Annotated in this window: 6 protein-coding genes; 4 read left to right on the top strand and 2 right to left on the bottom strand. The window is 39.8% G+C overall.

Annotated features, from left to right (window positions below; genetic code table 11):
- Window positions 1–14: 14 nt before the first annotated feature.
- Window positions 15–2,510, top strand: coding sequence for a DEAD/DEAH box helicase (locus WAE64_RS03335; protein WP_340234574.1), 2,496 nt, complete (start codon window positions 15–17; stop codon window positions 2,508–2,510).
- A gap of 28 nt (window positions 2,511–2,538) precedes the next feature.
- A complete protein-coding gene (locus WAE64_RS03330; protein ID WP_340234684.1) occupies window positions 2,539–4,080 on the top strand; it encodes a malate:quinone oxidoreductase in 1,542 nt (513 codons plus the stop codon).
- Window positions 4,081–4,225: 145 nt separating this feature from the next.
- Here WAE64_RS03330 and WAE64_RS03325 read toward each other — a convergent pair whose 3' ends face one another.
- Window positions 4,226–5,476 (bottom strand): alkaline phosphatase family protein, encoded by a 1,251-nt coding sequence (locus WAE64_RS03325; protein ID WP_340234572.1) that lies wholly within the window; start codon window positions 5,474–5,476, stop codon window positions 4,226–4,228.
- 355 nt (window positions 5,477–5,831) lie between these two features.
- Window positions 5,832–7,118: a Gfo/Idh/MocA family protein gene (locus tag WAE64_RS03320; protein ID WP_340234570.1), complete on the bottom strand. Its 1,287-nt coding sequence runs from the start codon at window positions 7,116–7,118 to the stop codon at window positions 5,832–5,834.
- 302 nt (window positions 7,119–7,420) lie between these two features.
- Between WAE64_RS03320 and WAE64_RS03315 the strand changes: the two genes are divergently transcribed.
- Together WAE64_RS03315 and WAE64_RS03310 are read left to right on the top strand one after the other, a co-directional pair.
- Window positions 7,421–12,469: a 3-coathanger stack domain-containing protein gene (locus tag WAE64_RS03315; protein WP_340234568.1), complete on the top strand. Its 5,049-nt coding sequence runs from the start codon at window positions 7,421–7,423 to the stop codon at window positions 12,467–12,469.
- Window positions 12,470–12,579: 110 nt separating this feature from the next.
- Window positions 12,580–14,361: an ABC transporter ATP-binding protein gene (locus WAE64_RS03310; protein ID WP_340234566.1), complete on the top strand. Its 1,782-nt coding sequence runs from the start codon at window positions 12,580–12,582 to the stop codon at window positions 14,359–14,361.
- Window positions 14,362–14,379: the final 18 nt, after the last annotated feature.

Here is a 14,379-nt window from a genome sequence, read left to right as displayed (position 1 = left end):
TTCCCCAATTCGAAATGGCAATTAAGAAACCAACCAAAGGCAAGGCTACCAGCAAAACCAAGGTAGAAACTCCAAAGAAAATATCTTATTATCGTAAGCCTGAAAATTTCAGCCTTGACCAATGGCAAGTAGCTCTGCGCAAGCAATTCGGGGCAGACAACGAGCATGAATTCAAGATTCTGAATATTGGCACACAAGAGTTTTTCTCCGATTTTCAGGTAACAAATACGCAAACCAACAATACTTATAAAGTGGCTATCAGAAGTGGTGACGATAGCCAGAATTTCTGCGAATGTTTCGATTTCAAGACCAATCGGCTAGGCGTTTGCAAGCACATCAGTGCAGTAATGCATCATCTTGGTCAACTAAAAGGCTTCAAAAAAGCCATGAAAGAGGAGTTTCATCCGCATTATACTTCTGTATATGTAGATTACCGCCAAGGACGAGAGATAAAAATACGCATTGGCTCCAATAAAAAAGAAGAATTTGAAGAACTCGCCAAAACCTATTTCGATGCCGATTACACACTAAAAGAAGCATCTTTTGGCGTTTTTGAGCTGTTTCTTGAAAAAGCGGCTGCCCTGAGCAATTCGTTCAGGTGCTATACTGATGCACTCGATTTTGTGATAGCCGAACGTGAGAAAATTCGCCGCAGAGATTATTTATGGCGTATAATGCCCGATGGCGAAAACGATAAATATTTTGATGATTTATTGAAAGTACAGCTTTTCCCTTATCAGCAGAAAGGCGTGTTTTTTGCAGCCTTAGCCGGAAAAAGCCTGATAGCCGACGAAATGGGTCTTGGCAAAACCTTACAAGCCATAGCCACGGCCGAGTTGTATAAAAGAGAACTAGGTATTAATAGGGTTTTGATTGTGTGCCCTACCTCGCTCAAATACCAATGGCAAGCAGAAATAGAAAAGTTTACCGATAGTAGCGTATATGTAATTGAAGGAAGCCTGCAAAAACGCAAAGACAGATATTGGCGAACCGACGCTTATTATGTAATTGTGAGTTATCATACCATGACTCACGATTTAGACTGGCTCAACAGAATGGAGCCCGATCTGGTTATTTTAGATGAAGCCCAACGTATAAAAAACTGGAAAACCAAGGTTTCTCAGCAAATTAAGCGAATTGTAACGCCCTACTCAATTGTACTTACGGGTACTCCACTCGAAAATAAACTGGAAGAACTTTACTCTATCATGCAGTTTATTGACGTGTATCGTCTGGGGCCAATGTACCGATTCCTGAATGAACACCAGATAACTGACGCAACAGGGCAGATAATAGGCTATAAAAACCTGAATAAAATAGCCGAACAACTAAAAGACGTGCTGATTCGTAGAACCAAAAAAGAGGTTCTTTCGGAATTGCCTAAAAGAATGGATAAAAATCTGTTTGTGCCTATGACAGCCCCACAGACGAAGATTCATAACGAATTAGGCGATAATGTAGCTAAGATAGTAAACAAATGGAGGCGATTTGGCTTTTTGAACGAGACCGACCGTAAACGTTTGGTACTTACCCTAAGCCAGATGCGCATGGTGTGCGACAGCACTTATGTTTTAGACCAGAAAACAAGGCACGATACCAAGATTGATGAAGTAATGAATATATTGGATGAAGTCTTTGAGACCTCTGACGAGAAAGTAGTTATATTCAGCCAGTGGGAACGGATGACTCGACTGGTAGCGAAAGAACTGGAACAAAGACAGATAAAGTTTGAATACCTGTACGGTGGTGTAGAAAGTGTGAAAAGAAAAGACTTGCTCGAAAATTTTCAGAATAACCCCGAAAGTCGTGTGTTTCTTTCAACCGATGCCGGAAGTGTTGGCTTAAACTTACAAAATGCTTCGTTGATGATAAATCTGGATATTCCGTGGAATCCGGCGGTGTTAGAGCAGCGTATTGCCCGTATCTATCGCTTGGGGCAAGAGAAAAATGTTTCTATCATCAACCTTATTTCTACAGGCACTATTGAGCAAAGAATGCTTAATGTATTGCAATTTAAAGATGCAATGGCCAAAGGCGTATTAGATAGAGGCGAAGATACCATCTTTGTAGGCGAAGACCAGTTTAAACAATTTATGGAGTCGGTAGAGAATCTTGTTCCGCAAGAAGAAACTACCGAAGTAGCCGAGCAGCAAGACACCGAAGAGGAAAGCATCAAATACGAGCTGCCTAATGAAGTACTGGTAGATACACCAGAGGGGGCTACCACTTTTATGGGTGACGATGACATAAAAGAAACCAACCAGCCACCTAACAACGGAGCAAGTACCAATGCGCCAGCCCAAGAACTACTACACAATGGCATTAGTTTTTTTGCTCAATTAGGTAAAACGCTAAAAAGCCCCGAAGCAACAAAAGAATTAATTGAGAGTATCACACAAAAAGATGAATCAGGGAAGGTATATTTGAAGATTCCGGTTGAGAACGAAGAGGTAATCAATAATGCGGTACAGGTGTTAAGTACTTTATTTGGGGCATTTACGAAACAATAAAAAGGCATATTTTACCCATCAACAGGGTATATTAAAAGATACTTTTTCCTACAACAAACAATTTACAATGAAAGAAAATAACAACACCAGTGATGTAATTCTGATAGGCGCAGGTATTATGAGTGCTACACTAGGCACTTTTTTAAAGAAGCTTGAGCCAACCTGGCAGATAAAGATATTTGAGCGCATGGACAGGGTAACGGCCGAGTCGTCAGAAGCATGGAATAATGCCGGAACAGGGCACTCGGCTTTTTGTGAGTTGAATTATACACCCGAAATGGAAGACGGAAGTATTAATATTGACAAAGCCGTGAAAATTGCTTCTTCATTTGAGGTATCTAAAGAATTCTGGTCGACCCTTGTGCAAGAAGGAATTATTAAAGACCCTTCGCAGGCAATTCGCCGAATTCCGCATATGAGTTTTGTATGGGGTGATAAAAACGTTGAATATCTGCGTAAGCGCCACGAAGCATTGAAAGAGCACCATCTGTTTAGCGACATGGAATTTTCGGACGATTATGATAAAATAGCAGAGTGGATGCCGCTAATTATGGAAGGACGTGACAGAGAACAGAAGCTGGCGGCTACTTGCATGGACATTGGCACTGATGTTAACTTTGGAGCTTTATCAAAATCAATGTTTTCTTATCTTGAAAATGCCGATGGCGTTGAACTGAAACTACACCACGAAGTAGAAGATATTAAACGCCTCAGTAACGGTGATTGGGAGCTTGAAATAAAAGACTTTGATACCGACAAAACGCATAAATATACTACAAAATTTATATTTATAGGCGCCGGAGGTGGCTCGTTGCCACTACTCGAAAAATCGGATATACCTGAAGGACGAGGCTATGGTGGTTTTCCGATAAGTGGTAAATGGCTGGTTTGTAATAAGCCTGAATTAATTGAAGAACACTGCGCAAAAGTATATGGCAAAGCCAGTGTCGGCTCTCCTCCTATGTCGGTTCCGCATCTGGATACTCGAATGATTGATGGCAAAAAAGCCTTGCTTTTTGGGCCTTATGCGGGTTTTTCTACCAAGTTTCTGAAACACGGCTCTTTTATGGATTTACCACAGTCTATCAAATGGAGTAATATATGGCCTTTAATATCGGCAGGGGTGCATAACATTCCGCTCACTAAGTATCTGATAGAACAAGTAACACAATCGTCAGAAGACCGTCTGGAAGCATTACTAGAATATATGCCAACTGCAAAGAAAGAAGATTGGGAATTAATGGATGCAGGGCAGCGTGTACAGGTTATAAAAAAAGACGAAAAAGAAGGTGGTATTCTTGAGTTCGGTACAGAAGTAGTTTATGCCAAAGATGGCTCATTGGCCACTTTGCTTGGTGCTTCGCCAGGTGCCTCAACGTCTGTTTCTATTATGCTTGATTTGATGAAAAAGTGTTTCCCGGGTTTAGAAGCTACCGAAAAGTGGCAAAACGAATTAAAACGGCTCATACCATCGTATGGTTATTCGTTAGCTAAAGATGAAGTATTAGCCCACGAAACCCGTGCCCGAACAACCGAATTATTGCATTTGAGAGAATCGGCTTTTGCATGAAAATAGTCTTGAACTTTGATTTACCTGATTTAACGATTTACCTGATTTAATTTATAAATGAGTTTGATTCCCATTTATAAATTAGCGATAAAGGTCATTAAAATCAATTAATCAGGTAAATCAAAGTTCAAGACAATCCACACAATTATTTCCTAATTATCCCCTCCAACACTTTAGCATCGCCGTCAATGTTTTGTGGGACAGAGATTCCCAAGAGCGTTGCTATGAACGGATAAACATGGATATTCTGAAACTCAGGAATAGTTTTTCCTTTCTTGATATTAGGGCCGCTAGCGTAGAAAATAGCGCCCATTTCAGGTGTAGTATAGGGGTCAAAGCCATGTACACCCCATACCTTACGGGTTTCGGGCTTTTTAGTCAGGCTTTCTTTCGAATAAAAACTATAGCCTGTTTCTGCCATCAATGTTAAATCACCAATACGAGGATGGTCATTATAATGTAGATTTTTAGGTATATCTGCCCGTTTATAAACCTTGAAATGATTTTCTTTAGCTGCTATACGCTTAAAGAACTCCTCTTCTTTCAATTTATCTTTCAGAAACACATTTGCGTGCGTACCACTGTTCACAAAAACAAAATCTTTGTTATCTAAACCTACTAATACATCTTCTGTATACAGAAATTTATCGGCTTCGTTTTTCATTTCGTACATGCCGTGGTCTGATGTCAGAATCACATTTACAGGCAAATCTATTTTCTTTAAGCCTGCCATTAGCATACCAACCAAGTTATCGGCTTCCATTACAGCGGCTTGTGTTTCGGGGGCATTCGGGCCAAATTTATGCCCTATAGAATCAACCTGCGAAAAATAAACGGTTATCAAGTGTGGACGCTCTGCCTCGGGCAAACTCAACCAGTCAAATACTGCTTGAATTCTGTTTTTATTTGGGATTGCATTATTAAAATTGTGGTAATAAGTTGGATACACCCCTTGTATAGGTGCTTCTGAACCTACCCAGAAAAACGAAGCGGCTTTCATGCCGTTTTGCTGTACCAATTGCCATATCGGTAAACCACCATAATAATAAGGGTCTTCAACTTTATCTCTCTGGCGCATGGTGTAAAAAGCATCTCTGTCGGCATCATAAAAAGAATTATCTACCAAACCATGATGCGCAGGATACAAACCCGTAACCAGGGTATAATGATTAGGAAAAGTTTTACTCGGATACGACGGCAACATACTGGTAGCGGCTGCTCCTTTCTTTATAAACTTTTTGATATGCTTGGGAGCATATTTCTGCACGTAATCGTAGCGAAAACCATCGAAAGAAATCATTACAACATAAGGTACGTCTTTGCTCTGGCTAAAAACTGAAAAACTAATAAGAAGAAAAAACAAACTGACAAATGTTTTTTTTGATAGAAGTAGCATATATGATTAAATGTTGATGAACAAGAAAAAACAAAAAATTAAGAGCATCTTAAACTTTTTAAGATGCTCTTACACGTAAAAAGGAAAAACAAAAAATTTGACATTAGTCTCGCTTAGCGTTGCGTTTGTCTTGCTTGGCAGCACGTTTTTCTTTCAACGATTTGCTGGCTTCCTTTTTCGCTTCTTTTGCGGGCTTATCCTTTGCCATATATTTAATTGTGTTGGTAATACTATAGCAAATTAATCAATTTCCATAAATTTTATAAATATCAAATTGTTAAAAATTTACACAAACCTAAAAGCGCACTAAGACTACCAACACAACCAACTAATAATCAATACATTACAAATAAAATCAAATCAAATCCCATCCTTTCCGGTAATCTCTTGAAAGCAAGGCATTGGCTTCTGAATCATGCTTAAACTTCTCTTTGTTGGCATTCCAGTGCAATTCTCTTCCTAATCTGTAAGAAATTAAACCTAAATGCATAGGTAGGGTCATCTGGCGAGCATACGCAAGATGTGACTCTGGCAAAGTACGGTTTTTCACGGCGGTAACAAAGTTTTGCTGATGCCCCGGCGAACGGGCAATTGTAATTGGTATCTCCGGAATATCATTCATCGTTACCCCATTAATGGTTATCTCACGTGAGCCATAATCACATATTAAAGTACCTTTATCGCCTTCAAAATAAGCCCCTATACCTTTTTTCTTGTCGGCCCCCGGCACATTTGGTGGTTGCGAGGTCCAGTGTATTTTCAGGTCTTCAAACTGGTAATCAATATCAATCAATTTAGGTGCATCACCAACACCATCTGGTGCTTCACCTTTGGCTTTTATGGTTGTTAGATTTTTAGGGTCTATTGCCCACCATACTACATCGGCAATATGGCTCCAGAAATCCTGAAAAACGCCGCCCGAATAATCAAGAAAATAACGGTAAGTAAAATGGCAACGCTCAGGGCTGTAAGGCGAATATGGCGCAGGCCCAAGCCACATATCCCAATTGAGCGAAGCAGGTGGATTCTGATAATTAGATGGACCCAATACCGGAGGGAGTCCGGTTTTCCAGAGTCTTACGGTATGTACTTTACCAATGGCTCCGGCTTTAATAAGCTCTACTACCCTATGGTAATTATCACCTGCATGTATCTGTGTACCTAGCTGAAAGATACGGTCGTATTTGTTCATGGCTTTCAGCATCTGCTGCCCCTCTCTTACATTATAAGAAAGTGGTTTTTCGCCGTATACATCTTTACCTGCCTGAAACGCCATAATTGCCACTTGCGCATGCCAGTGGTCGGGCGTAGCACAGGTAATAGCATCAATATCTTTGCGGTCGAGTATATGACGAAAATCGGCGTAACCTTGTGCTTTTGTATCAGGTTGTTTTTTCTGTAAGCTACTAAGACTTTCGTTGAGGTGGTTTGAGTCCAGGTCACATAGGGCTACAACCTCTACTTCGGGCAAAGCAGCAAACCAGTTCATGTGGTTGTTGCCCATTCCGCCCAAGCCAATGTGTGCTACCCGAAGGCGATCGCTGGGTGCTACCTTGCGTACCAGACCCGGAAACAATGCCAGCCCTAGTGCTGCGGTACTACTTTGTCGGATAAAATCACGACGATTAAGTGCGCTTTTCATGTTACGATAATAGTGTAGGAGTGAATATATTGAATATGCTAATAAGCACACAATTTAGAAAAAATACTTGAAATTACGTATACGTAAAAAGCTGATAGCTCTTGAAAAAACAAAAAGTTTACGTATATACTTTAAGATATTTTTATAAAAAAACGAATAATAAATATAACCTTTCTAAGGCGACATTTATGTAAAATTAAGCATTTGCTACCCTTTAATAACAATATCTCCACTAAATAGAAAAGACTATCCAAATGCCATATTTATATGTATTTTTATTCATAATTACATATTACCTACGCATGTTTAAATTTTACCCTTTAGTTTTATTAATCGCTATTTGTCAGTTAGTAAATGCTCAGTCTGTTTCCATCTCCTTCAGTGGTGCAAGCCTTTGTAGAGGAAAAGTTGAAAGAGCCAGTTTTAGCACAACAGGCAGTTTTAATGCCGACAATTATTTCAAAGTTCAGCTATCAGATGTTTCAGGAAATTTCACGAACCCCGTCGAATTAACAAGATTCTACAATGGCTCGCTTCAAAAAATTGCGTTTGTTATTCCTTCTACTACTGTGGTAGGTTCAAATTACCGACTCAGAGTTGTAAGCACAAGCCCGATTGTTACAGGTACACCTACAAACCCTCTAGCAGTAGATAGTACCTGTACCACTGTGCCCTCTTCGCCTGTTATTACATTACAGGAGTTAAGCTCTACGCTTATTTGTTCTAATACTACTACCACTGTCAATTGGGCAATTTCAAACGGAACTTTAGACGCTAATCACTTTTTTACAGTACAGCTTTCTGATGCCAACGGCTCTTTTGCATGGCCTTATAATCTGGCAGTTGCCGAGGCTAATACTACAAGTGCAAGTTTCAGTATTCCAAAAGGTTTTATTGAAGGCACAAAATACCGAATCAGGGTAATTGCCAGTACACCAAGCCTGATTAGCAATACCAATGCATCAGATATAAGTATTCGTACTAAACCAGTACCATCTATAACGCTTATACCAGAAAAACCTTGTTTTGGCGACCCAGTGCGGCTTATAGCCAAAGACGGAGGATTAGGCGGAAGCTCATACGCATGGACGGGCCCCGCAATGGCTTCAAAAGATACGCTGTTAATTCCATCTGGTGGACCAGCACACGACGGAATTTATACTGTAACTGTTACAAAGAATGGTTGCTCAGCTACTGCTACCCAGAGCTTAATGCTTACCAATTGTAAGCCTTCGTGGTCGTGGGCACTTGCTGATACAGCCTGGAGCAATACCTTTAATTTTCCTTCGACTATTATTGATACCGAGATTGATGAAGATAACAACCTATTTGTTGCAGGTTTTTTCTCGCAGAAAATGACATTAGGCAACTCGGTTATTAATACGATTAACGGAAACAATGTTTTTTGTAACGACTCTCCTACAGCCGATAAAAGAACGGGCTTTGTTGCCAAAATAAGTGCAGATGGAAACCTTGCATGGTATAGAAAATGGAATGCACAAGGCGATATAAGCGATTACCAATATTGTGATTTAGCGATAAACAATGGGCAAGTTTTTCTGGTATCAGAGTTCAGAGCAGCACCTAATTGCCCTACAAATCCGAGAAATGAGGCATCGTTGGTAATTGCCGATGAAGAAGATTTTTCGCTTGGCACTATTTTAGGCTATTGTCGGTTTTATAAAATCGGCACTTTCCCGGCAGAGTATGACTACCGATATAAAGGGCGTTTTATCTGGATGGCCAAGTTTGATATTAATGGCAACCTGGATGTGCTAAGTAACCTTACTGAACTTAAAACCTGCGGGCTTACTACCGATAATTTTGATGTAAGGGCATCTTTCGGGCTAGGCACTAAAGGTTACTACTCTTTAAAAGCCCGCAATAATAAACTATGGCTGGCATATTCGTGGAGCCAGGGTTTATCAAATACGCTTCGATATACTAACGGCAACGAAATATATGATTCTGCAGGGCTGGTTTTACTAGAGCTAAACCCAACAAATCTTAGTATTATTAACTATCAAAAAATGAATGTCTATTCTCCGTCAGGAGCAATGGGCATGACCAATATTGAAATTGATGCTTATAATAATATTGTGGTAGCAGGCTCAACAGCTACAGTTGGCTTAGGTACAGCCGAGGCGATTTCGTTTGGACCTTACCCGCTTATTTTTGGAGATAGCGATTATTTTACTGCTAAATATAATACGGGTTCAAACAATTGGGACTGGGCACGCAACTCTCAGTTTATATTGCTAGACCAAAACGCCAATGCTGCACCTAGCTTAAAACTAGATTCTCAGAATAACATTTACTTAGGTGTATCGTTTCGGGCATCTTACGGTGGTACTTTTGCCAACCTGACTATTCCGCCTGCGCCACAAGATTATGATGGTAACAATACAGCCGCCCTTATAAAACTCAACACAAACGGCGACGGGCAGTGGTTCAAGATAAACAACCATACCATAAGAAGCGGCCGCAACACAATGGGAATAGATAAAGAAGATAATATTTACTTTACTAGCTACCTCAATAATTCGGCTAGCGTTTCCAGCTTTTTAATTAACGAACACCGACTACCACAAAAAGACCTTGCTACATTTAGCAATACTTCGGGGAATCCGTTTGTGGCTATTTATAAACCTAGCGGCGATTTGCTGGGCTCTATCAATAATATTCGTGTTTATGATGCCCTCTACGTAAACGGCTTAGTGCTTGATAACAACAAAGGTGTTATACTAAGCGGTGCAAATCTTGGCAAAGCCAGCTTCGGGCAGTTTAGTGTAAATACCAATTTTGGTAATGCGTCTAATTCTAACGATAACCGCCAGAGAGGTTTTATTACCAAAATTGCTAATCCGCAAAGTATTGTATTAGATAATACAAATACTTTTTTGTGTACCGGTATCCAGAATTATATTAATTTCAGTACTGCGGGCAATTTCACTAATACATCATTTAAGGTAGAATTGGTTGATGTAGTAACTAATAAAGTGCTTACAGTAGCAACTGGCAATTCGAGCCCTATCTCGTTTATGGTTACCGACAGCCTGGCAGGCAAACGCTATTATGCCAGGGTAGTAACTACCGACAACACAATAGTAGGCACCGTGCGTACCGATAAAATACTCGATATTAACACCACGCTTCTACCAATTATATCAAGTAATTTAAAAGGGACAGTATCACCTCAAGGTATTTGTTATACTGATTTACCAAACTACCGAATCCAGACCAATATTACGGGTGCTAATATTACGCTCAGCCGAAACGGTCAGGTGGTATATGTAGGCCCAAATCAGGACTATACACCATCAGAACAACAAACGGGTGTTTATAAAGTATTTGTTGAGCATCAGGGCTGCACGGGCGAAAGTGCCGAGTTAGATTTCAGAGTTTCTCGCCCGGCTAGTGCCAAACTAATTGGCTCGCAGGTCTTAGATAATTTTAATTCTCCGGCTTACCTTTCGGTAATATTAGAAGGTGGAGGAGAATACAACGTTAATATTGCAGGGGTTGATTCAGCATTGAAGCTAAATAATGTCTTTGAAACCATTGAGGTGCACCCTACTCAAAATACTACTTATACCTTGAGTTCGGTCTCTAATTATTGTGGTGTTGGTACAATTTCGGGTTCGGCAAATGTTACACTTTGCCAGAGCGCTATCTCTCTTATAAATCCTAAAGATAATTATACTACGGGCACTATCCTGCATGAAACCAATAGCAGTCATGGTGAGATTACAGCCAACAACCGGATTTCGAACAATGCCCGAGTAACTTATAGCTCAGGTAGAAGTGTATTACTAAACCCCGGCTTTTATGCATCTAATACAGGCGTTTTTACTGCCGAAATAAAAGGTTGCAAAAGTAATTTGGTTTCTAGTAGAGACCGAGACTTTAAATTAGGGTATCAAACCTTACATCTAAACAGGTATACGGCCGATAGAAATATTGCAGAAATGACCGAGTTTGCCAATAAAGGTGCAAGAATGTATGAAGTAACGATAAGGCTCGACGAGGTTTTTAAGACCTTGAGCCAGTTTAATCATGCCGATGCAGCAGAATTAGACAAATGTTGGTTTTTGTACGATAAAATACTTAAACATGCCAACAACGTCTATGACTATGTAGCTTTACGAATCAATGTAGACTACGATGATACCCGATATTATTTTCAGGATAGAGACGAGTTTGACCCTACACAAGTACCATATAATACTTTTGACAACGCCCTCTTTAATTTATTCGGTGAGATAGTTCAAGACCAGTTCAATAATCCGGCACGTGTAGCTTATGGTTCTGGGCATGGCTCGTTTTCATCTTTATCAGCGACTGCCAAAATGAAAGGTTTTGTGCAAAAAATAGTTGACCGCTATTATCCGATGTTAGGCGAAAAACTATACTGGGTTTCGGTGGCTACTGCTGCACAATTTGAAACAGGCTTCAATTATGAAAACAGTTGGACAGGTCAAGAGTTTGTGAGCCCTCATCCTTGTGAATATGATTATTCGCCAGACAACATAAATGGTTTCAGAAACTGGCTAGTAACCGAGCGCTACACTAGTTTGGCTGATGTAAACGCCGCTTATGGCACCAATTATAGCGATTACAACCAAATTGAACCTCCTAAGGTTCCGGTAGATAACCTTATCCAGATGAATACATGGAATGTAAATGCCATGTACAACTCGGTATTGTTTGAAGACTGGTATCATTTCAATTATAACCAAATGAAGAAGTTTTTGGTAGACTGCAAGAATGTGGTTAAAGCCAAGAATAATAATATAAAGTTCTGCTTTGAAGCAGGCTCAGTTTCTGACCAGCTAAGTGCTGCCCGTAAAACTTTTGATATTCCTGATATTAGTACTTACGCCGATATACTTAAAGCCAATACGGCAACCATGACATTCAATGAGCTGCATACATGGGAGGGAGATATGCTACGCTCTAATTTTGGTGGAGAAATAGAGACCGAAATCAACGAAATGGATCTTGTTAACCTTGCCGGAATTACAGACCCTGCTACAGTAAAACAAAAAATGGTTGAATATTGCAAAACGTCTTACCTAAACAATACTAGGGCTATCATCTTTGTATCGAGCAGTAGCACGCCTTATTATAATGGTTCATTAGATGCGCTAGCAGAAGTAAAAAACTGGATTGATACACGCACCGAAGAATTTTCGGAGGGAGAAACAATTTATGTAAATTTATCTGACTTAATCAGAAATTTCCCACAGGCAATTGCACCTTTTAGCATTTTGTCGTCGTCGTTGCCGACAAACGGCTACCAAAACCGCCCGAAAATTATCATCACTCAGAATACACCATTAGGCAGATAAAATCATAAAGCGTATCAATGCAACAATTTCAACAAAAATACTGTTAGGTTTTTATAGTTATCCCAAGAAATGTCTCTTGAGATAACTCAAACCAACGGAATATATTCTTTGTGAAACAATTAGCCTACCTCAACAAGTTTTTGCTTAAATACAAATGGTATCTGATATTAGGTACTATTTTCACTGTTATTTCAAATCTTTTTGGTGTTATACCTGCACAGGTGGTTCGTCATGCGCTCGATTTGGTAAAAGAAACCATCGATGTCTATTTCTTGTTCGACAATACCGATATTCAAAAAAGTATGTATGATGTATTTACTACAAGCATCAGTATATATGGCCTATTGATTTTGGTGATGGCAATTCTGAAAGGCATCTTCTTATTTGCGGTTCGGCAGACACTCATCGTTATGTCACGACACATTGAGTATGACCTTAAAAACGAGATTTATGCGCATTATCAGTCACTTCCGTTGAGCTTTTACAGAAAAAACAATACGGGAGACCTAATGGCCAGGATTTCGGAAGACGTAAGTAAAGTAAGAATGTATATCGGCCCTTCAATTATGTATCTGATGAACATGGCCGTATTGGTTGTGCTGGTACTTAGCTATATGTTTTCGGTTAATGCCCGCCTCACGTGGTGGGTTTTACTACCAATGCCGTTGTTATCAGCAAGTATCTTTTTTGTGAGTACTTCGGTCAACAAGCGTTCAGAAGAAATTCAACGAAGCCTTTCTCATCTTTCTACTTTTGTACAAGAGGCATTTTCGGGTATCAGAGTTCTGAAAGCCTTTGCCCGTGAAGAAGATTCAGTAAAACGCTTTGAAAAAGAAAGTAATGTGTATAAAGCAAAATCGCTCTCACTCACACGTTTTGATGCCCTTTTTACACCAACTATTGCCTTGTTAATTGGCCTTAGTACGGTTTTATGTGTGTATATTGGTGGGCAGGAAATTATTTCAGGCAGGCTTACTCCTGGCAATATTACCGAGTTTATCATGTATGTATTTATGCTTACGTGGCCTTTAACTGCGCTTGGGTGGACCTCGAGCCAGATTCAAAGAGCAGCCGCATCGCAACAACGTATCAATGAATTTTTGCGGGTAAAAACAGATATTGTTTCAGAAAAAAACCTGACAAAAGAAATAGAAGGAGCCATTACGTTCAGAAATGTAAACTTTGTATACCCCGACTCTGGTATTCAGGCTTTAAAGGATTTCAATTTAACTATTAAAGCAGGTGAATCGGTAGCAATATTGGGAACTACGGGTTCAGGCAAAAGTACAATTGCCAACCTTATTGTAAGAATGTATGATGCAACCGAGGGCGATATTCTTGTTGATGGGGTTCCGATAAAAGACTTTAATATTCAGCACATACGTAGCCAGATGGGTTATGTGCCACAGGAAGTATTTTTGTTTTCGGATACGATTCTGAACAATGCAAAATTCGGGTCGCCTAATCTCACAAACGAGCAGATAATACAAGCCGTAAAAGATGCTGATTTGTATAAAAACATTATGGATTTCCCAGATAAATTTGACACTAAACTAGGTGAAAGAGGTATCACTCTATCGGGCGGGCAAAAACAACGCTTATCTATTGCCCGTGCTATTGCCCGTGAGCCTAAAATTCTGGTTCTAGATGATTGCCTTTCGGCGGTTGATACCAATACCGAAAATATTATTCTGAATAATCTGGAAAGAATCATGCAGAATCGCACCTCTGTTATTATTTCTCACCGTGTTTCTTCAGCCAAATTAGCCGATAAAATTCTGATGTTAGACGAAGGCATGGTGATTGAACAAGGTACGCACGATGAACTTATAAAGAAAGATGGCGCTTACCGAGAGTTGTACGAAAAGCAATTACAAAGCGAAGAAGTATAATAAAAAAGCCTTTTCTCA

The sequence above is a fragment of the Emticicia soli genome, from assembly GCF_037860775.1.
Classification (GTDB): Bacteria; Bacteroidota; Bacteroidia; order Cytophagales; family Spirosomataceae; genus Emticicia; species Emticicia soli.
The sequence above is the reverse complement of the archived record's forward strand: the minus strand, read 5'-3'. Positions and strand labels throughout refer to the sequence as shown.

Excerpts from the sequence above, each read along its gene's own strand:
- WAE64_RS03325 (WP_340234572.1), bottom strand. The coding sequence starts at position 5,476 with ATGCTACTTCTATCAAAAAAAACATTTGTCAGTTTGTTTTTTCTTCTT.
- WAE64_RS03315 (WP_340234568.1), top strand. The coding sequence starts at position 7,421 with ATGTTTAAATTTTACCCTTTAGTTTTATTAATCGCTATTTGTCAGTTA.
- WAE64_RS03335 (WP_340234574.1), top strand. The coding sequence starts at position 15 with ATGGCAATTAAGAAACCAACCAAAGGCAAGGCTACCAGCAAAACCAAG.
- WAE64_RS03320 (WP_340234570.1), bottom strand. The coding sequence starts at position 7,118 with ATGAAAAGCGCACTTAATCGTCGTGATTTTATCCGACAAAGTAGTACC.